Source organism: Pseudomonas sp. AP19, assembly GCF_001728855.1.
In the GTDB taxonomy this organism is placed as follows: Bacteria; Pseudomonadota; Gammaproteobacteria; order Pseudomonadales; family Pseudomonadaceae; genus Aquipseudomonas; species Aquipseudomonas fluorescens.
Map to the genome: position 1 here is coordinate 1 of NZ_LXJP01000084.1, position 19,969 is coordinate 19,969.

The following is a 19,969-nucleotide window of genomic DNA, read 5'->3' on the forward strand; positions in this document are numbered from 1 at the left end:
GGGCGGCATCGAATCTATACCGAAAAGCATCGGTCACGACTCATCTTCATCAGGCAGAATCGTGAACTGGGCTTTCCACTCGACGATATCCGCGAACTCATTGCGCTCGCGGCAGATGCTGATCGTCCGTGTGCTGATGCGTTGTCGGTGGTCAAGAAGCACTTGGCAGAAGTGGAATCTAAGGTAGCTAAGCTCCTGCAGATCCGGATAGAGCTGCTCTCAATGGCAGGCACGTGTGAGTCAAGATGCCTAGGCTCGAACACTCCAGACTGTACGATTATTGAGTCACTGTTCGAACCCGCTGCTGGGGCTCGCTCTGGTTGCTGCTCCTAGACGAGTCAAGAGCATAGGGGAGCAAGCTGCCATTGAAACCGAATAGCGCGATAGTCTCGACAGGGTCTTTCGAGCGTCCGTCTACACCAAACGGGCTGGTGCAAGATGTGTTCGGCAGACGCTTACTAAAGTGGTGCGCCACTGCTGGCATAAAAATATCAAGCTATAGTGTTTGGGGCCCTCAATCTCGTGACCGTACTGAGCGAACGCTTACACGGCAGACGTTTGCCAGGGCATATACCTATCAACTGAAGGAGCAAGTTCTATGGCCATCAAACCTGGGCCCAAGCCAATTGCCGAATCAACCGGCAAGACAGACCAGCGTCGCCGTGTAACCCCCGAGAACAAGCCTAAGCATCCCGACCTGGACGTGCATAAGCACAAGAAGGGTGATTGATGAGACCCCGCCAGACATGGCGGGGTTTTATTCTCGGTTAGCAGGTGTCACCGGATTTCCAGTGGGCATCTCCTAATTAATGCCGAAAAGCTTGTAGTAGGGTTGTTGAGGAGGACATGCTGGTGCGACTGTGTCGAGGAGCTTTCTGGATATTTCTACCCTTAACCCTGTCGGCTACCGATGGTAATGAGCGCTTAGAGAGGTCTACAGCCGACACATGCCAATGGCGTCGAAAACCATCATGGCGGATTTCTCCAAACGTTTACTCGTAGGCTTCACAACGCGATTGACGACTTGCTCGATATGCATGACTCCCAGGGTGAAAGCTGAGTGGGCATTTGAGGTGCTGACCAACCTGGCTGATGCATCGCAGCATGCAGCTATCAGGCGCTCGCACTGAGGGACGTAGACTCGAGCGGCGCCCTCGGCCCAGTCGAAATTTCAAACTCATTGCTTGACACTGTAGCTACTACAGGCTGTTCAATGACGCCATATCCTTATTGGTAGATGCGTCATGAGCCAGGAAAACCCGTCGAAAGCCAAATTGCACCTCGTGCCGAAGTCGGACGATTGCTGTTCTGCTGACCCCCGCGAGACCTTCGCCAAACAGGTTCATTCTCGTGCACATCATGTTGAGCATGGGCCTGATCACGCCGAGAGCTTGGGCAGAACGGGATCGCATGCGTGCGGTTCGAAGGATTCTCAGCCTTGTGGAGCCAAGTCCACCGACCATAATCAAGACCATAGCGCACACGATCATGGCACTTCAGCTCAAGCCCATTCCGATGCCGACCATTGCTGTTTGAGCAAAGTGGATTCCGCAGGGGCGGTGACTTCACATTCGGCCATGGCTGAGCCAGAAGGCACGACCCTGGTTCGGTATCGCATTGATAAGATGGATTGCCCTACCGAAGAGCGGCTAATTCGTAATCGCTTAGAGCCGATGCCTGGCATCGCACGACTTGATTTCAATCTGTTGGATCGTGAGCTGACAGTGCATCATCGCTTGGATGATCCGAAGGCGATAGTCATCGCTTTGACCGCGCTGGATATGGGGCCCAATCTCATCGAGGCCGGCGCAACCCCGAATGCCATTTCACCTGCTCTGACGACGCGCTTGAAAGGGCTGCTGGCGGTCAGCGGTCTAGCTGCCATCGCCGCTGAAGTGATCGCTTGGACGACCGGACAGGAGGGTTCTTTGCCTGTAATGTCCTTGGCTGCGCTGTCCATTCTTACTGCTGGTCTACCAACTCTGAAGAAGGGGTGGATCGCTGTAAAGAACTTCACATTGAACATCTACTTCTTGATGTCTTTGGCTGTCTTGGGTGCCATGGTGATTGGCAAGTGGCCGGAAGCCGCGATGGTGGTTTTCCTTTTCGCTATTGCCGAAGCCATCGAAGCACTCTCACTTGAGCGAGCGCGTAACGCGATTAAATCGCTGACTGCATTAGCTCCTGAGACTGCGGAAGTCATGACCGAAGCTGGCTGGAAAGAACACCCGGTTGAGAATGTCGTTCTCGGCAGCCGTATTCGTGTTCGCACAGGGTCGCGGGTACCGCTGGATGCGAGGGTGGAATCTGGTCGTGCTGCTCTCGACCAAGCCCCTATCACTGGTGAAAGCTTGCCAGTAGATAAGGCAGAGGGGGATCCGCTATATGCTGGCAGTATCGTGACAGACGGCGTCGTGGAGGCGACTGTCACGGCAGTCGCTGGCGAAAGTACGCTCGCTCGTATTGCTGCCGCGATTCAGGATGCGCAGTCTCAGCGGGCGCCGACGCAGAGGTTCGTTGACCAGTTCGCACGGTATTACACCCCAGCCGTAGTGGCGGTGGCATTTCTTGTTGCCGTTTTAGGCCCAGTGCTGCTTGGTGGTACGTGGGGTGAATGGTTGTATGAGGCCCTGGTGTTGTTGGTCATCGCGTGTCCTTGTGCCTTGGTCGTCTCAACGCCTGTCACTGTTGTGAGTGGTCTTGCCGCAGCCGCACGGCATGGAATCTTGATCAAGGGTGGTGCCTACCTGGAAAGCGGGCGCCTGCTGAAGGTGGTTGCTCTGGATAAAACAGGCACGTTGACTCAGGGCAAGCCAGTTCTGACTGACTCAGATATATTCAGTGACTTGTCTATCGAGAAGGCAACTTTGATTGCTGCGAGTCTTGATGAGCAAAGTACCCACCCAGTAGCGAAAGCATTGGTCAATGGGTGGAAATCGCAGCAGCCTGGCGCTGTGGCTCTGCCTGTCAGTGACTTCAGTGTGCTAAATGGCCGAGGCGTGAAAGGCACGATCGACGGTCATCTTTGGCATCTAGGCAACCATCGTTTGGTTGAGGAGTTGGGCGTGTGTTCTTCGGAGCTGGAGGCCAGACTTTCACGGCTTGAGGAAACTGGCAAAACGGTGATCGTGCTATGCGGCAATAGCGGCCCCGCCGCGATATTCGCGGTCGCAGACACAGTCCGACCGGAGAGTGTTGAAGCTGTGGCTGCTTTGAAGGCTTTGAACGTGGTTCCAGTAATGCTGACTGGGGATAATCCTGCGACGGCGAGGTCGATCGCTGAGCAATTGGGCATCGAGGATGCCCGTGGAAATCTGATGCCAGAGGACAAGCAGACTGCAGTCGCTGAACTCAAACGCAGATATGGCGCCGTTGGGATGGTTGGTGACGGCGTTAATGACGCCCCCGCCTTAGCGCAATCCGATATAGGTTTCGCAATGGGAGCCGCAGGGACAGCGACAGCTCTCGAAACAGCTGACGTTGCGATCATGGACGACGACCCTCGAAAAATCGCGTACTTTATCAGCCTGAGTCGCCGATCCGCCTCGGTTCTAAAGCAAAACATCATTTTGGCTCTGGGCATAAAAGTTGTCTTCTTGGCGTTGGCTCTCTCTGGTTTCGCGACATTGTGGATGGCCGTTTTCGCCGACATGGGGGCGAGCTTGCTCGTCGTATTCAATGGCTTGCGGCTGCTGCGTCGGTGAAATGGCTGCTGCGTTTTATATAGCTCATTCGCTGGAGGAGAGAACCATGCACTGCCCAGTTTGCAAAGAAGTACTGTTGGTAATGTCGGAACGTCAAAACGTTGAAATCGACTATTGCCCGCAATGTCGAGGTGTTTGGCTTGACCGGGGAGAACTCGACAAGATCATCGAGCGTAGCCAGCAGGAAGAACAAGAAGCTCGTTTTCTTCCACAGAGCGTATCTCAGTCGCTGCAAGGTACACCTCCGTCTGAACCTGTGTATGCCCAGCCGTCTTCTGGCCACCATGACAACAAACGCGGCACTAAGCACGGCCACTCCGCGCCGCAGCCTGGTCACGGTGGTGGTTGGCGGGACGGATATCAGAACGGCCATCAGAATCAGTCGAGGCATCAGGAAGAGCAGGTTTATCATAAGAAATCGTTTTTACGGGAAATTTTCGACTAATATTTGCTTGGATACAGCGATCCGCTAATCAGACTCCAGCCGGAAGATTTGATCAGCCGGCTGTAGCTTTTTCGAAACCCGGTATCCGGTATTCAACCAGTTTAGTAGAGCGGTTCCTCAGCCACTAGCGGGCCCGAAAATCCTGTAAAACCGTCTCTCCCCTTGACTTGCTCATCCCAATTACCGGGTAGGCGCTGCGTCGGTCACCTGACTCCATTCCGAGCGATCCCACGGGCATACCGAAGGCAGCTATTCCGTCCAGATTGGCTCGTCGACTTAGTTCAGCAATTTGTGTGACCGGAACATGGCCTTCGACGAATTTCCCACTTACAACTCCCGTGTGGCACGACGCCAGATTTACGGGTACGCCGAGCTTCTCGTTCATATCGCTAATGTTGTTTTCCATATAGTCGACCACTCCTTCAGATAAGCGATCCACCTGGTCCAGCAGCCACAGTTAGGGGCTTTGTAGACGGCAATTGATTACGCTGCCTGTAACAATGAGGCTGCATTTAGCGTTGCAACGAGTGCAATGACTTGAACGGTCTTTTTGAATGAATTCATGGCTGATGCTACTTAACGAAGAGAAAGAGAGGAGGAGTTAGCGTGCATAGCCTCACCGACGGTGGCCAGATGGCCGTGACTGGGGTTCAGTTCCAGCCGCTGGTTGATGCGCTGCGCGAAGTGGTTCTCGGGCAGCAGATTATTCAAGCCGATGAGACACCTGTGCAAATGCTCATGCCGGGAACTAAGAAAACCCACAGTTCTTATATTTGGTCCTATGCCACCAGCCAGTTCTCGGACGCGGCAGCGGTGGTTCACGACTTCAGCCCTAGCCGCGCCGGAGAACACGCTCGCAACTTCCTGAATGACTGGAAGGACAAGCTGGTCTGCGATGATTGTGTCGGTTACAAAGCCAGCTTCGAACTAGACGTGACCGAGATCGGGTGAATGGCTCATGCGCAACGTAATTTCTTTGAGTTGCACGCTAAGAATAAAAGCACGCTTGCGGAGCAAGCTCTGCGTTATATCCAGTTGTTGTACGAAATTGAAAGCGAAGTCGCGATCTGGGGCCGGATTTACGACTCCGAATACGGCAAGAAAAAGCTGTACGGGTGATGAATATGCTGCACGCCAGGTTGATTGCCTAGCGTGACCTCGTGCCTGAAGTCTCAGCCATCAGCAGAGCACTCGATTACAGTCTCGAACGCTGGGCAGCGCTGTCGCGCTACCTCGATGACGGGGCTGTACCCATAGACAATAACTGGGCAGAGAACCAGATCCGATCATAGGGCCTTGGGCGCAAGAACTGGCTCTTTGCAGGGGCCTTACGCAGCGGAAAACGTGCGGCAGCGATCATGAGTCTGATCCAGTCTGCGCGCCTGAATGGTCATGATCCGTATGCATATCTGAAGGATGCTCTCACGCGGCTGCCGACGCAGCGGGCGAGTGAAATCGATCAGTTGCTGCCGCAATCTTTTTAATCACGCAAGGCGTGATGCCCGGACGCTTATGGCGATACTCAAGCTAATGCAAAAGTTCTGACGATTGAGCAAGTGTGACGGCTTAACCCGACGGCAAGGGGAGGTGTCGAATATCGTCAACCATCAACGCAAAACGCCGTAATCGTTTCAATATGTAGCTTTCACTGTAGAGTTTAAAAGCGTTATGCAATGAGCTTGCAAGGTATCTAGAGAGCCGGAGTGATTCACTTGCTCGCCTTCAGAGATCATAGAGTATGCGACCTTTAAGTCACGACCGTATTGTCCACTCCATGGCATGCTTAGGCTTCATGCCCCGGTAGATTTATCATATCCACACGCAACTACATGGATATGTGCGCCGTGGCACCGTCACGTAGTTCGTCTCACCAGATTATGAGAGTATCAACTGATAAAAATCCACGTTCCTTGAACTACACTTTATCATCGGCAACTACGTTACTCACAAATACCTAAAGTGAAAGCGGGTCTGAACGCTTCCACATACATTGGACACTGAAATCCAGCTTGTGGATAAGCATTATCGAGCGCTGTTTCGGGGGGGGTATGGTGTTTTTTCGCACCACGGTTTTGGACCGGTAGGCGAGTTGAAAGCTTCGATTAGCAAGTTTTTTGCGCGCCGAAATGTATATCCGACGCGGTAGGCCAGAAGCGCCAAGTGAAAGACAAACTTGGATGAAACCTGAAGTGCCCGTGAGTCGGCGAAATCACAGGAGCGTATGTGATTGCTTCAAGAACAGCACGCTAGCGTTTTTCTAGAACATATCCTACGCCTCTGAGTGTATGTATCAGTTTGTTTTCAAAAGGATCATCCATCTTGGCTCTTAATCTTCTAATTGAAACTTCTACAACATTTGTATCGCAGTCGAAATTCATGTCCCATACCTGAGATATGATCTGTGTACGACTCAGGACAATTCCCGTATTTCTCATTAAATAGTGCAGAAGTGCGAATTCCTTCGTTGTTAAGTCGATACGCTGACCGTCTCTAAACGCCCTATGACGGCTTTGATCCAGCTCCAGATCGGCTACGCGAATGATCTCAACAGATGCTGGATTATCAGACCTGCGCATCAGTGCGCGAACTCGAGCAAGCAGTTCCGGGAATTCAAAAGGCTTAATTAGGTAATCATCTGCACCATTCTCTAGTCCTCTGATTTTATCAACCAAGCGACTTCGAGCAGTAAGCATCATAATTCTACAAAGACAATTGTTTCTTCGCAACAATTCAAGTACCTGCCACCCATCCATCTCCGGCAGGTTGATATCTAGGATGATTAACTCGTACATATGTTGTTTGGCCAGAAAAAGCCCGTCGTATCCGGTATGTACGCAATCCACGATATAACCGCTCTCCGTAAGGCCTTGGCGCACATATTCGGCAGTTTTTACTTCGTCCTCAATTACCAGAATTCGCATTGGATTTTGTCTCGATATGACTGAGCTGTTTTAACTACGCGAATGCGCTGTCATCATTGGCAGGAATGATAATTCAAAACCACTTGGGTGGGGGCTAAATAACGTACTTGTAATCAGTGAGCAATACACTTGATAACATCGCGATATATTATATCGTGGCTCGGACCAACCAGTTGCGGGTTATTTCTCTACTGCTGAATTGACCTTATGAAATGTTGGGTTGTTTTTTTTATTATGGCCATTTTATTCCGTGCAGATGAGGGCGATTTTTCTCATGCTGAAGAAGGCGGTCACTGGTGCAGTCATGAACTCCATCGGGACGCGGTGCGCGTACTCGAAGATTTACTCGAATTTTAGGTAAAAAAAAGCGCCCCAGGGGGGCGCAAAATATTCACCTTTTACCAAAGGAGCATTTAAGCAACTCAAGGTGAATTCTTTAAGCTCGCTATTTTTGTTTTAGGCGAGTCACATGAATAAATCGATCTTGTTTAGGGCTCACAGTATCGAAAGTGGATATTCAACGATCAGGCGTACTTCATCCAAGTCCGATTCGAATGCAGTGGCACGAGTATTTGCTTGACGTAATCGCAAGGAAAGATCTTTCGCCGCACCTGTTTGTACGACGTATTTGACTTCAATATCACGCTCCCAACGTTTTTGATTCGTGAGCGGATCGCCGTTACCATCAGTGCGCATATAGAATTGATTGGCGTTCGAATAGTCTGCACCAGAACCTCTGGCATAACGAGTCATGAACGATAGCCCCGGAATACCGTAGCTGGTCATGTTCAAGTCGTAGCGCAGCATCCAAGAGCGTTCCTTCGGTGAGTTGAAGTCGCTGTACTGTATTGAGTTGTCAACGAAGATTGAGTCTGATTGACGAAGGTAGTCGAAGTCGTCATCGCCATTGTTTCGCTGATGAGACAGTGCAAGAGTATGCGCACCGTACCGGACGCCGAGCTTGGCGCTCCATATATTGTTGTCGAATTCGCCCAGGCGCTTCTTGCCTTCATCTACAGCTTTGTAGTAGTTGAATCCGCCGATAAGCGTCAAATCATCGCTGAGTGGGTAAGTGAGGCTGCTACCGGCATAGTATTGATTCCAAACATCCTTCAATTGGCTGGCGTAAAGGCTCACCGTGATGTTGTCGTTGACTTGGTAATCACCGCCGCCGTACCCAATCCAAGGCGAGTTGACCGGGCCGGCATAAAATGTGGCAAAGTTATCGTTCAAGTTGCTGGAACCAGGCTGGCTCATCGCATGCAGTCGACCACCCTGCAAGGTTAGGCCTTGAATGCTACTATTTTCGACCGTCACGCCGCGGAAACTTTCAGGGAGTAAGCGAGAATCTCCCGATGCCACGACGGGTGTTGCGGGGAAAACATCTCCAACCTTTACGACAGTATCAAACAGCCGAAACTTCGCTGCTCCACCCACCTTAGTGTATTCATCACGTGCTTCGCCGTCACCGTTAACAGGCAGCACGTCAAAGCTGCTACGGCCACCGTTGCGCCCGCCACCAGTATCAAGCTTGATGCCAATCATTGCAAACGCATCTATACCAAAGCCCACAGTGCCCTGCGTAAAACCAGAGTTGAATTTAGTGATTATCGCATGTGCCCAAGCTTCGGAATAACCGTTGGTATTGCCTTTGCCGCTGTTGAAAGTCGGCGCAGATGCATCACGATTATCACGATTGAAATAGAAGTTGCGGTTTAGAACAGTAAGGCTGCTACCTTCAATAAAACCTTCTGGTTTACCTTCCGCTTGTGCCGTGAGGGCATAGCTTCCAGAAAAAGCTGAAACCGCAGCCAAATACAAAGTTACTTTGTGTCTCATGCGATGCTCCTTTGATTACGGCAGTTTTTATTATGATTTACCTACGCGGGTATAGTCTGTTGTTTTGGCCCGGTGGAGCACTTAGAATAGCGCCTGGGTCATATTTGCAGATCAAAGATAACGAGTCGGTGACGGGGTGATTACAATTCTGTTATCAGGTATTTCCACCGTTGCAGGGCTTCCAGAATCTTTTTCACTAAATCCCTGCGTTTCGCCTGAAAGCTTTCTATTTCGACTATCCCCCCAGGGTTTCTAACGAAATTGTAATTTTATAGCCACCCCTCTGATAGTGATCGCTGATTAGAGTGCCATCACCTGATCCAGAGGAGCTTGGCAGCTGTTTAGGCGTTCTCGCCAAGCTTTATCAAAGTTTGTGCATGAGGACTATCAAAGTGCCCTGGTATAATCACATTGCTTTATCTAAAACCCCCATCTTTCCTTTGAAAGTCTTTGTGTTCTGTATGGTCTTGTCTGGATTGTGGGTGCCTGCCGCATTTGCCCAGAGTCTCAGTCTGGCTGAAGCGCTTTCGACGGCAATAGACGCTAACCCCGATCTTGCAGCAGCACGTCAAGAGATCGGAATCTCTGAAGGAGTGCGCAAGCAGGCTGGACTCATCCCCAATCCTGAAATTTCTTATCAAGTAGAAGACACCCGTCGTAATACCAGCACGACGACTGTCGCGCTTAGTCAGCCGTTAGAGTTGGGTGGCAAGCGACGTGCTCGTGTCGAGGTTGCAACCTACGGTCAAAGCGTCGCGCAGTTAGAGCTGGACCGTCGAGTCAATAGCCTTCGTGCAGATGTTGTTCAATCTTACTACGCTGCTTTGAGAGCTCAGACCGGCTTGAATCTGGCAAAACAATCATTGGAGCTCACCGAACGCGGTCTGCGCATCGTCGATGGACGGGTGCGTGCCGGTAAGTCCTCGCCGGTGGAAGCCACGCGCGCTCAGGTGCAACTGGCTGAAGCCAAGTTACAGGTAAGGCGCGCTGAAACCTTGAAGTCAACGGCTTACCAGCAATTGGCCCAGTTAATAGGCAGTTCGGTCACTGCATTTGATCGTCTTGACTCGCCAGACCTATCTCCCGGCAAGCCGCCGCAAGCTACAGAATTACTGGCGAAGCTCGATCAAACCGCAGATATGCGTCAAGCGCTTGCTCAAATAGATAAGAGCGATGCCTCACTAGGCGCGGAAAAGGCGCAGCGCATCCCGAATCTCACCGTGAGTGTTGGTAGCCAATACGACCGCTCTATTCGCGAGAGGGTCAATGTCGTGGGGCTGTCGATGCCTTTACCGCTGTTTGATCGCAATCAGGGCAACATTCTTTCCGCTTCTCGCCGCGCAGATCAGGCCCGAGACCAGCGAAACGCTGTTGAGCTCAGGCTACGTTCCGAAACTCAAACCGCAGTGAATCAGTGGGCTACCGCCATGCAGGAGGTCGAGTCCTATGACAAGACGATCCTGCCTTCAGCTCAACAGGCCGTGGATACCGCAACTCGTGGATTTGAGATGGGCAAATTCGGTTTCATCGAAGTGCTGGATGCTCAGCGCACCTTGATAGTTGCTCGTGGCCAGTACCTCGACTCTTTGGCGGCTGCGACCAATGCGCGTGCTCAAGTGGAAAGGGTGTATGGCGACGTCGGCTTGACTGCCAATACGCGCTGAACAGGCCAGGCATTTTCCTTGTATGCGTCTTTGAATAAGCCGGTACCTAAGATCAGCAGGAGTAGCAATGGATAACAAACGCAAGATCGCGCTCGCGGTAATCGCTGTGGCAGTCCTCGGATTTGGCAGTTTCGCCTGGAACTCCAGTTCCGAGCAGCCTCCAGTCAGTAAGGCCGAACATGGCACTGAAGATGGCCATGAGAGAACTGCTGTAGCACCTGCTAAAGACGGGGGGGATGAAGGTCACGGTGAGGAAGGCCACAGCGAAAATGCCAATGAGGAAGAGGGCAAGATGACGCTTAGCGCCGAGCAGATTGAGGCTGCGGGCGTCGTTCTGGAAGCAGCTGCTCCCCGTGAGATTAGCACTATTGTGACTTTTCCTGGCGAAATACGGTTTGATGAGGACCACACCGCACATGTGGTACCTCGCGTTCCTGGAGTTGTTGAAAGCGTTCAGGCGAACCTGGGCGAGTCGGTCAAGAAGGGCCAAGTCCTTGCGGTGATTGCCAGTCAACAGATCTCGGATATGCGCAGTGAGCAACAAGCTGCACAGCGACGTGTTGAGTTGGCACGCTTGACTTTTGACCGCGAGAAGCAGTTGTGGCAGGACAAAATCTCCGCCGAGCAAGATTACCTTCAGGCGCGACAAGCTTTGCAAGAAGCTGAAATATCACTGGCCAACGCTAAGCAAAAGGTCGGAGCAATCGGCGCTTCGGTCAATTCTGCAGGCGGTAACCGCTATGAACTGCGTGCGCCTTTCGACGCAGTTGTAGTGGAAAAGCACCTGACCGTCGGTGAGGTGGTCAGCGAGGCAACCAATGCTTTCATCCTGTCCGATCTTAATCAGGTGTGGGCAACTTTCGCGGTTCCTCCTGGCGATCTCGGAAAGGTCGTGACTGGCCGCTCGGTAAAGGTTTCTTCTCCTGACATGAAGGCTGAGGTCGAGGGCAAGGTGGGTTACGTAGGCAGCCTTTTGGGCGAGCAGAATCGTGCAGCGCCCGTCCGTGTCACTCTGACCAATCCCAATGGGGCCTGGCGACCGGGGCTGTTCGTGAGCATCGCAGTCACGTCACAAACTGATCAAGTTGCTGTAGCTGTTCCAGAGTCAGCGGTGCAGACCGTCGAGGAAAAAACTGCAGTTTTCGTGAGGACCACTGAGGGCTTCGACACTCGCAGGGTAACTCTAGGTCGCCGTGCCGGTGGCTATGTGGAAATAACCGAAGGCCTCCAATCGGGTGCCCAAGTGGCAACCAGTGGCAGCTTCACGCTCAAGTCTGAGCTTGGCAAAGCGTCTGCCGAGCATGGCCACTGATGCGAATTTACAGGATGATTTCTTATGTTTGAACGTATCATCAGATTCGCCATTGAGCAGCGCATCGTAGTAATGATCGCAGTTCTAATCATGGCCGGTATAGGTATCTACAGCTACCAAAAACTGCCCATTGATGCGGTGCCTGATATCACAAACGTCCAGGTGCAGATTAACACTGGCGCCCCTGGTTACTCGCCGTTGGAAACCGAACAGCGGATCACGTTTCCAGTTGAAACGGCCATGGCCGGTCTTCCGGGCCTTCAGCAAACCCGATCCCTATCTCGCTCCGGCTTGTCACAGGTCACCGTGATCTTCAAAGACGGTACTGACATCTTTTTTGCCCGCCAACTCATTAACGAGCGTTTGCAGGTTGCAAAGGAACAGTTGCCAGATGGGGTCGAGGCCGTCATGGGGCCTGTATCCACCGGGCTTGGTGAAATCTTCCTGTGGACCGTTGAAGCGGAAGATGGCGCACTCAAAGAAGATGGTACTCCTTACACTCCCACCGACCTGCGAGTGATCCAGGATTGGATTATCAAGCCGCAGCTGCGCAACGTCCCTGGTGTTGCCGAGATCAACACCATCGGTGGCTTCGCCAAGCAGTTTCTGATTGCGCCGGACCCGAAGCGGTTGGCTACCTACAAGCTGACACTTAATGACCTGGTAGTTGCATTGGAAAGCAACAACGCCAACGTGGGCGCCGGTTACATCGAGCGTAATGGTGAGCAGTTGCTCATTCGTGCGCCGGGTCAGGTAAGCAATATCGAAGATATTGCCAACATCGTAATTACCAGTGTAGATGGCACGCCGATTCGCATCAGCAACGTTGCTGAAGTCAGCATCGGTAAAGAACTGCGAACGGGGGCTGCTACTGAGAATGGTCGCGAAGTAGTACTCGGTACCGTATTTATGCTGATTGGTGAAAATAGTCGTACAGTGTCCCAAGCTGTGGCCACCAAATTGACCGACATCAACCGCACCCTGCCGAAGGGCGTGGTTGCTGTGACCGTTTATGACCGTACCAACTTGGTTGAAAAAGCCATTGCGACGGTGAAGAAGAACTTGGTGGAAGGCGCGATTCTGGTAATTGCTATTCTCTTCCTGTTCCTCGGCAACATCCGCGCAGCACTGATCACCGCAATGGTGATCCCGCTGTCCATGCTATTTACCTTCACAGGTATGTTCAACAACAAGGTTAGTGCAAACCTAATGAGTTTGGGAGCACTCGACTTTGGCATTATTGTAGATGGTGCCGTGGTTATAGTAGAAAACGCGATCCGCCGACTGGCTCATGCGCAACACAAGCATGGTCGCATACTCACCAAAGCAGAACGCTTCCATGAAGTCTTTGCCGCTGCAGGTGAAGCTCGCCGGCCACTGATATTTGGCCAGTTGATCATCATGGTAGTGTATCTGCCGATCTTCGCCCTAACCGGCGTCGAAGGAAAAATGTTCCACCCCATGGCATTCACTGTCGTAATGGCGCTGCTGGGGGCAATGATTCTTTCCGTAACCTTTGTTCCTGCTGCTATCGCCATGTTCATCACTGGCAAGGTCAAGGAAGAGGAGGGCGTGGTAATGCGCACCGCCCGACAGCGCTATGAGCCGATACTGCAATGGGTTCTTGGGCACCGGAACATTGCGTTCTCGGCTGCAGTAGCTCTGGTCGTACTTAGCGGTATACTTGCAAGTCGTATGGGTAGCGAGTTCATTCCCAGCCTTAGTGAGGGCGACTTTGCGATGCAGGCTATGCGAGTGCCCGGAACGAGCCTTACTCAGTCCGTCGAGATGCAACAGCGCCTGGAGAAAGCGGTAATAGCGCAGGTCCCAGAAGTAGAGCGGATGTTCGCACGCTCGGGTACTGCAGAAATCGCATCTGATCCAATGCCGCCTAACGCCTCTGACGCCTACATAATGCTTAAGCCTCAGGATCAGTGGCCAAATCCCAATAAGCCTCGTGATGAGCTGATCGCTGAGGTGCAGAAAGCCGCAGCAGGTGTCCCGGGAAGCAACTATGAGTTGTCCCAGCCGATCCAGTTGCGTTTCAACGAGCTGATTTCGGGCGTGCGTAGTGACGTTGCGGTGAAAGTTTTTGGCGATGACATGGACGCGCTCAACAGCACCGCCAACAAAATCGCGGCATCGCTTAAAGCGGTACCGGGCTCATCGGAGGTCAAGGTTGAGCAGACTTCCGGCCTTCCTGTGTTAACCATCAACATCGACCGCGAAAAAGCAGCACGCTACGGTTTGAACATCGCGGATGTGCAAAACTCAATTGCTATTGCTGTGGGTGGCCGCCAGGCAGGTACATTGTATGAGGGCGATCGTCGGTTCGATATGGTGGTGCGACTGCCTGAGACCGTGCGCACTGACGTAGCGGGTATGTCCAGCTTGCTGATTCCTGTGCCTGCTAATGTTGCTCAGGATGCTAATCAGATAGGGTTCATTCCTCTGTCCCAAGTCGCTAATCTTGACTTGCAGTTGGGCCCGAACCAGATCAGCCGCGAAAATGGGAAACGGCTGGTAGTAGTTAGTGCAAACGTTCGAGGCCGTGACCTAGGCTCGTTCGTTGAAGAAGCGACTAAGTCGCTGGCTACTGTGCAGATCCCAGCAGGCTACTGGACTACCTGGGGTGGCCAGTTTGAGCAGTTGCAATCAGCAGCCAAGCGTCTGCAGATCGTTGTTCCAGTCGCATTGCTTCTGGTCATGACACTGCTGTTCCTGATGTTCAACAACTTGAAGGATGGCATGCTGGTCTTCACCGGAATTCCATTCGCACTCACCGGCGGTGTAGTTGCACTGTGGTTGCGGGATATCCCGCTGTCTATCTCGGCGGGAGTTGGCTTCATTGCGCTGTCCGGTGTGGCAGTTCTAAACGGCCTGGTTATGATTTCTTTTATCCGCGGGCTGCGGGAGGAAGGACGTACCCTCCGGCAAGCGGTAGATGAAGGCGCGTTGACACGGTTAAGGCCCGTTCTGATGACAGCCCTAGTCGCATCCCTCGGATTTATCCCGATGGCTCTCGCAACAGGTACCGGTGCTGAAGTTCAGCGGCCACTGGCGACAGTGGTGATTGGCGGGATTCTTTCGTCTACCGTGCTTACTCTGTTGGTGCTTCCTGCTCTGTATCAATGGGCACACCGCAAAGATGATGATGGTGATGAAGCGGGTAGCTGATAGCCCATAACAGAAGCCCACAGCAACGTTGTGGGCTTTTCATTCTGGATATTGTTGTCACCTTTCAAAATTGTAAGTTTACCGTCATGCCGGTGATGCCTGTGAGTTGATAAGGTTACTCCCAATAAGATTGATATTGAGAGGACCTTATGAAAAAGCTTATCATTGCGGCAGCCCTAGCTGTTTTGCCTATAGTTTCACAAGCTACTACGTTTTCCGAAAAGAAGCAGTTGCAATATATTCAGGAACATCAGAACGCCGTGGCTAGCTATGCGGCGAAAAATAATAAGCCAATACCAGAGATTCAGGACTACAAGTATGGAATGAAGATTGATGTTGCAAAATTTGTGCGTCAGTCCCAGGATCCCCGTACTTGCGAGGTGTATCAACGGTTGATGACCTACGAAGACTCGCGGGGTGAGCTTAATACGATTCGTTATTCTTTGTTTTCCCAATGTGTCAACAACAAAAATTGAATGCATCGATAGGATTTTTAGAGGCCATAGAAAAACGCCAGGCGATGCCTGGCGTTTTCTATGGTCCTTGACATGTTTTAACCAAAGATTGTCAGTCCTTGCCCCCCTCCCCAAAAGTAAGTCAAGTCCAGCTAAAAAATTTAGGCCGGCGAATTTGCACTCAGAAGCAGCGAATTTTGAAAAAAACTGATTTCTGTGACATCCAGGCAAAGCATGAGCACTGACTCAGTCGAAGTGCGGCTTGATAAGGGTGTTTATTGGAAAGTTTATAATTGGCTCGGGGCTTAGGCTTACTTAAAGACTTAACTCCGGATAATTGCTTTAGGTGAGTCCTCAGGCTTTGAACGAAAAACGAAAGTCGATGGTGTGGCAGCAAGTTCTGGGTCGTACTAGCTTGCTACCCAACCAAAAATAAACACTGAATATATGGGCTTAGCTCGACGACACGTACGTTTAGCAGGTTGCTTCTTGTTTAAACTGATGGGCGCTCGTGAGAAAATGGATCACTGGTTGGTAAGTTGATACTTAATTGGTGTAATTATTGGTGTCGTTACTGGTTTTCATGTTTTGAGAAAGTGCTTAATTGTCCAAGATCTAAAGTGCCATCATGTATATGCTCTTATCAGAATTGTAATCTCTGGATCATGCTAGAGTTATTTGTTCAGTTTATTATTAGGGTTTTTTGGTGTTTGTTGGGTGGCACAGCTATTGTCGAGGTGCTGCATCATTTAGTTCTGAAATTACATGCAGTTCACTTTTTTTCACTTCGGGTTGTTTAGTCTTTGTAGATGGAAAATACAAGCATGTCGATCATAGCTTTGCTTATTCGTTATCTAGGCATTGGATTCGTAGCAACCGGGGGGCACTATTTTGTATTTCTCCTGCTTATTGTAAATGGAGTTACTGATCCAGTGTTAGCCAGCGTTGGCGGAGGCGTGATAGGCGCTATTATTAGCTATATTGGTAATAGAAGGCTCAGTTTCGTGGCGACGGGAATTTATAAGCTTCAACCTATCAGGTTTGTACTTGTCTCGTTGGCAACTAATATCGGTAATGGTGTAGGTATGTGGGTTCTGATTAAATTCAATCTCTCACCGCTTGTCTCTCAGATTTTAGTGACTTTAACCCTAACTGCGCTCGGATTCACTGCGCATCGTTTCTGGACATTCAATCATGCGGACATCACATCGGCTTTCCGAACGCGCTGACCCCTTGTTAACAATAGTGGTTCCTTGCTTTCAAGAAGAGCAAACCATTCCGGAATTTCACAAGCGCATCACCAGAGTTGTAAAGCGCCTGCCTGTTTCGTGCGAGATTCTCTATGTCGACGATGGTAGTAGCGATCAAACTGCAGACCTACTTCGACACTATCAAGATGGATCAAATGTACGATGCCTGTTCCTAAGTCGGAACTTCGGAAAAGAGGCTGCGTTAAGTGCAGGGATCGACCATGCACGCGGTAGCGCATTGATCTTCATTGATGTCGACCTTCAGGATCCACCTGAACTCATCTCGAGTATGGTATATCATTGGCAGATGGGTTACGACGTTGTGAACATGCAACGCGACTTGCGAACTGGCGACTCCTGGCTAAAACGCACGAGTGCACGTAGCTATTACTGGATCATGCAGCGCCTGGTGGAGAAAGTTGATCTTCCGGTGGATGTCAGTGACTTCCGTCTGATTGGTCCTGCTCCATTGGCCGCCTTAAGAGCGCTGGACGAACGCTCCAGAATTCTTAAGGGTTTGATCGGCTGGGTAGGCTTTCGCACCATTGAGTTACCCTACAATCGCACTTCCCGTCATGCCGGCAATACCAAGTGGAACGCCGCTAGCCTGCTGGACCTAGCCATCGAAAGTATTCTCAGCTTCTCCCGCAAGCCGCTTCGTATATTCAGTCTCATTAGCTTCAGTTTCTTTGTCTCCAGCATCTGCTACCTGCTCGCAGTACTGGTAGCAGGCTCCTTTGACATCCATCACCTGCTTGTCGGAATTGCTTCATTCATGTGCGTGGGTGTTGCACTGGTGGGCGAGTACGTAGGCGTAACGCTCGCGGAGGTCAAACGCCGCCCCCTTTATTTTCTAAATAGTAATAATGAAGCGCGACCCATGACTATTCATCCTCCGGCTTCCTCACTCGAGGGTAAGAAATGCTGAATTTGAAAAGCGAGCGAACATTGTGGTTCATCCTGAGTTCGATTCTGCTTTTGCGTCTCCTGGGGCTGGGCGTATATCCCCTGATGGATACCTCTGAAGCACGCTACGCTGAAATGGCACGCAAGATGGTTGAACTGAGTGACTGGGTGACTCCGATGTTCGATTACGGAGTTCCATTTTGGGGCAAGCCACCGCTGTCTTTCTGGACCCAAGCGGCGAGCATGACGGTATTCGGCACCAATGAGTTTGCTGCTCGATTCCCAGCCTGGTTTCTCCACTTGGCAAGCTGCTTCATCATCATCAGGCTCGCGACACAGGAGGTATCGCGCAAGGCGGGCATTTGGGCAGCCATCATCTTTTCCGGCACGGCGCTGGGCTTGGTGTCCAGTGGTGTTGTGCTGACTGACCCCGTTTTATCGTTCTCGATCCTGTTGGCCAGCTATGGTTTCTGGCGTTGGATGAAGTGCGCAGGCAAAGGGGATGCCTACCTTATGTTCTTAGCTCTCGGCTTGGGCCTGCTTGCTAAAGGGCCACTGACCTTGGTACTGATGGGCGCGCCAGCATTTTTTTGGATCGTCATCTACAAGCAATGGAATCGGGTATTGAGGCTTCCTTGGGTAACGGGGATTGCTCTCATGTTAGGTATATCAGTGCCTTGGTACATTGCAGCCGAAATGAAGACGCCGGGTTTCCTTGAGTATTTTTTTGTCGGCGAGCACTGGAGCCGATATGTTGTAAGTGATTGGGCCGGGGATCTCTACGGGAGTGCTCACGCCAAGCCCTACGGCACCATATGGATTCAGCTTGGCTTAGCGTTGCTTCCTTGGACTTTCTTTCTACCCCTCGTTATTAGCAGGCGTGGGACGATGCAGCGCTTCGATGTATACCTTTGGCTTTGGGCATTGGCGACACCTGTTTTCTTTACTTTCTCTGGTAACATTCTCTGGACCTATCTTCTTCCTGCTCTGCTTGCATGGACGCTACTCCTTGCCGAATGTATCAGCGAAGTGGGCAGAAAGACTGCTTGGGCTGCTGCAGCGAGCGCTCTGATGCTGCCAGTCGCGGGCGCCGGTATTATCTATAACGGTGTGCTTGAGGATCGTCCTCAGAACCAGCGAGATTTAGTGCAGGCCTGGCTGGATGTGCAGTCGTCTCAATCGGGCCCCCTGATTTATCCTGGCCGCCGCTCGTATTCGTCGGAGTTTTATAGCCGGGGAATGTCCAAAAGCATCAAAGATCCTGACAAGTGGCCTCGCGACAGATCGTTCTACCTTTCCAGGCGTTTGCGCGACAGCGATTCTGATCTACCTGTAGACGTTGGTTGCAAAATAATCACTGAAACGAACGCGAGCCAACTGCTTCTATGCCGCTGGAAGGACACTGCACAGGATGGTGAAAATATTCTAGGAGATAGTGCTACTGGCTCCCGTTGAAAGTAAGAGCCCGGCGAAGAGAGTATTTAAATTTCTAGCTGCTTTTCAGTTTAAAGTGAATAATCCATCTCAGGATTTATCTTTGATGCTGAAAAATTATTTAATAAGTACAATTAGGGAGAGGTTGCTAAAAAGCCAGATATTAATCTGGCTTTTTGTCGATGGCTTTGATCGTGTTAATTGTTTTTTACTGTCTCTTAGTTGTCGACTTGCTGCTAATGCCCTTAGGTTCTTTCTGTTTTTCTTGAGCAATTTTCTGCTTACTTTTCTCCGATACATCAGGACCCCATAGACGAGCTTGCTCGGCTCGGAAGTTATCTTTGAAATTTTTGGTTCGCTCGAAACCGTCTTCAGCAAAAGCGGAACTCATAAATCCAGTCAGTACGATACCAATAGAGAGGAGTTTTATGAATTTCATTGTGCCCTCGATGTTTACTAGGTCTGCTTAACTAGCAGCCTTTGTGGTTTGATAGTTTAGGATTTTGAAGCTAACAGCAGGGTGAGGGAATCATTACAATTTCGTAATTTATGCGTTTGGTGAAACGGTATAAATTTTGTGTTTGTGAAAGCTCCGAAGCAGGCTATTTTTCTTTCATAACCTTTAATGTGATATCTAAGCCATTGATGTTTTTGGATTTTTTGCCACTAGTGGAAGCTAGCCATAAACGATCTAAAGACTGTGTAGCAGCGATTGGATATTTTTGTTTACGCATCGAAGCTAACGGCTAGATTAGCTGGCATCTCAAATGCGGCGCCGTTGGCGGTTAGTCAAACTGGCTGTCGAATTTTTTTGACTCCGTCTGTGGTTCACTCAGAGGGGCGTGAAAGAGTTTAAGGCGGG

At 50.9% G+C, this 19,969-nt stretch carries 15 protein-coding genes and 1 pseudogene; 12 read left to right on the top strand and 4 right to left on the bottom strand.

Features of this window, described 5'->3' with window-relative positions:
* From A7D21_RS31885 to A7D21_RS34900, 4 genes are all read left to right on the top strand, one after another.
* Positions 1-333, top strand: a 333-nt coding sequence (locus A7D21_RS31885; protein WP_069553643.1) for a MerR family DNA-binding protein, incomplete at its 5' end; no start/stop codon positions are given.
* Positions 334-598: 265 nt separating this feature from the next.
* Positions 599-730 (top strand): hypothetical protein, encoded by a 132-nt coding sequence (locus A7D21_RS36395; RefSeq protein ID WP_024073362.1) that lies wholly within the window; start codon positions 599-601, stop codon positions 728-730.
* Positions 731-1,244: 514 nt separating this feature from the next.
* The gene (locus tag A7D21_RS31895) at positions 1,245-3,704 is read left to right on the top strand and encodes a heavy metal translocating P-type ATPase (RefSeq protein WP_024073364.1); all 2,460 of its coding nucleotides are present in this window, start codon (positions 1,245-1,247) and stop codon (positions 3,702-3,704) included.
* A gap of 46 nt (positions 3,705-3,750) precedes the next feature.
* Complete coding sequence (locus A7D21_RS34900; RefSeq protein WP_073844972.1) at positions 3,751-4,149, top strand: zf-TFIIB domain-containing protein; 399 nt, start codon at positions 3,751-3,753, stop codon at positions 4,147-4,149.
* 124 nt (positions 4,150-4,273) lie between these two features.
* On the opposite strand, the gene A7D21_RS31905 is transcribed toward A7D21_RS34900, so the two are convergent.
* Entirely contained in the window at positions 4,274-4,555 is a 282-nt protein-coding gene (locus tag A7D21_RS31905; protein ID WP_181125140.1) for a DUF411 domain-containing protein, read from the bottom strand.
* A 233-nt stretch (positions 4,556-4,788) separates the two neighbouring features.
* Between A7D21_RS31905 and A7D21_RS34905 the strand changes: the two are divergent.
* Positions 4,789-5,633: pseudogene (locus A7D21_RS34905) on the top strand (IS66 family transposase); the annotation flags it as partial.
* Between the two features lie 762 nt (positions 5,634-6,395).
* Here the strand turns inward: A7D21_RS34905 and A7D21_RS31915 are convergent.
* Together A7D21_RS31915 and A7D21_RS31920 are read right to left on the bottom strand one after the other, a co-directional pair.
* The gene (locus A7D21_RS31915) at positions 6,396-7,070 is read right to left on the bottom strand and encodes a heavy metal response regulator transcription factor (RefSeq protein ID WP_019818115.1); all 675 of its coding nucleotides are present in this window, start codon (positions 7,068-7,070) and stop codon (positions 6,396-6,398) included.
* A gap of 495 nt (positions 7,071-7,565) precedes the next feature.
* A complete protein-coding gene (locus tag A7D21_RS31920; protein ID WP_024073368.1) occupies positions 7,566-8,909 on the bottom strand; it encodes an OprD family porin in 1,344 nt (447 codons plus the stop codon).
* A 392-nt stretch (positions 8,910-9,301) separates the two neighbouring features.
* Here A7D21_RS31920 and A7D21_RS31925 point away from each other — a divergent pair, with 392 nt between their 5' ends.
* The 7 genes from A7D21_RS31925 (at position 9,302) to A7D21_RS31955 (ending at position 19,128) form a co-directional block, all read left to right on the top strand.
* Entirely contained in the window at positions 9,302-10,573 is a 1,272-nt protein-coding gene (locus A7D21_RS31925; protein ID WP_131672237.1) for a TolC family protein, read from the top strand.
* A gap of 67 nt (positions 10,574-10,640) precedes the next feature.
* Complete coding sequence (locus tag A7D21_RS31930) at positions 10,641-11,885, top strand: efflux RND transporter periplasmic adaptor subunit (protein WP_024073370.1); 1,245 nt, start codon at positions 10,641-10,643, stop codon at positions 11,883-11,885.
* A gap of 24 nt (positions 11,886-11,909) precedes the next feature.
* Positions 11,910-15,062, top strand: coding sequence for a CusA/CzcA family heavy metal efflux RND transporter (locus tag A7D21_RS31935; RefSeq protein ID WP_024073371.1), 3,153 nt, complete (start codon positions 11,910-11,912; stop codon positions 15,060-15,062).
* Positions 15,063-15,211: 149 nt separating this feature from the next.
* Entirely contained in the window at positions 15,212-15,538 is a 327-nt protein-coding gene (locus tag A7D21_RS31940; RefSeq protein WP_019818112.1) for a DUF2790 domain-containing protein, read from the top strand.
* 788 nt (positions 15,539-16,326) lie between these two features.
* Positions 16,327-16,746 (top strand): GtrA family protein, encoded by a 420-nt coding sequence (locus A7D21_RS31945; protein ID WP_024073372.1) that lies wholly within the window; start codon positions 16,327-16,329, stop codon positions 16,744-16,746.
* The gene (locus A7D21_RS31950) at positions 16,712-17,695 is read left to right on the top strand and encodes a glycosyltransferase family 2 protein (RefSeq protein WP_024073373.1); all 984 of its coding nucleotides are present in this window, start codon (positions 16,712-16,714) and stop codon (positions 17,693-17,695) included. Before A7D21_RS31945 ends, A7D21_RS31950 begins: the two co-directional genes overlap by 35 nt.
* Complete coding sequence (locus A7D21_RS31955; RefSeq protein ID WP_069553644.1) at positions 17,689-19,128, top strand: glycosyltransferase family 39 protein; 1,440 nt, start codon at positions 17,689-17,691, stop codon at positions 19,126-19,128. Before A7D21_RS31950 ends, A7D21_RS31955 begins: the two co-directional genes overlap by 7 nt.
* 187 nt (positions 19,129-19,315) lie before the next feature.
* Here the strand turns inward: A7D21_RS31955 and A7D21_RS31960 are convergent, their stop codons facing one another.
* Complete coding sequence (locus A7D21_RS31960; RefSeq protein WP_019818108.1) at positions 19,316-19,546, bottom strand: hypothetical protein; 231 nt, start codon at positions 19,544-19,546, stop codon at positions 19,316-19,318.
* Positions 19,547-19,969 lie beyond the last annotated feature (423 nt).

Excerpts from the sequence above, each read along its gene's own strand:
- A7D21_RS36395 (WP_024073362.1), top strand. The coding sequence starts at position 599 with ATGGCCATCAAACCTGGGCCCAAGCCAATTGCCGAATCAACCGGCAAG.
- A7D21_RS31895 (WP_024073364.1), top strand. The coding sequence starts at position 1,245 with ATGAGCCAGGAAAACCCGTCGAAAGCCAAATTGCACCTCGTGCCGAAG.
- A7D21_RS34900 (WP_073844972.1), top strand. The coding sequence starts at position 3,751 with ATGCACTGCCCAGTTTGCAAAGAAGTACTGTTGGTAATGTCGGAACGT.
- A7D21_RS31905 (WP_181125140.1), bottom strand. The coding sequence starts at position 4,555 with ATGGAAAACAACATTAGCGATATGAACGAGAAGCTCGGCGTACCCGTA.
- A7D21_RS31915 (WP_019818115.1), bottom strand. The coding sequence starts at position 7,070 with ATGCGAATTCTGGTAATTGAGGACGAAGTAAAAACTGCCGAATATGTG.
- A7D21_RS31920 (WP_024073368.1), bottom strand. The coding sequence starts at position 8,909 with ATGAGACACAAAGTAACTTTGTATTTGGCTGCGGTTTCAGCTTTTTCT.
- A7D21_RS31930 (WP_024073370.1), top strand. The coding sequence starts at position 10,641 with ATGGATAACAAACGCAAGATCGCGCTCGCGGTAATCGCTGTGGCAGTC.
- A7D21_RS31935 (WP_024073371.1), top strand. The coding sequence starts at position 11,910 with ATGTTTGAACGTATCATCAGATTCGCCATTGAGCAGCGCATCGTAGTA.
- A7D21_RS31940 (WP_019818112.1), top strand. The coding sequence starts at position 15,212 with ATGAAAAAGCTTATCATTGCGGCAGCCCTAGCTGTTTTGCCTATAGTT.
- A7D21_RS31945 (WP_024073372.1), top strand. The coding sequence starts at position 16,327 with ATGGAAAATACAAGCATGTCGATCATAGCTTTGCTTATTCGTTATCTA.
- A7D21_RS31950 (WP_024073373.1), top strand. The coding sequence starts at position 16,712 with ATGCGGACATCACATCGGCTTTCCGAACGCGCTGACCCCTTGTTAACA.
- A7D21_RS31955 (WP_069553644.1), top strand. The coding sequence starts at position 17,689 with ATGCTGAATTTGAAAAGCGAGCGAACATTGTGGTTCATCCTGAGTTCG.
- A7D21_RS31960 (WP_019818108.1), bottom strand. The coding sequence starts at position 19,546 with ATGAAATTCATAAAACTCCTCTCTATTGGTATCGTACTGACTGGATTT.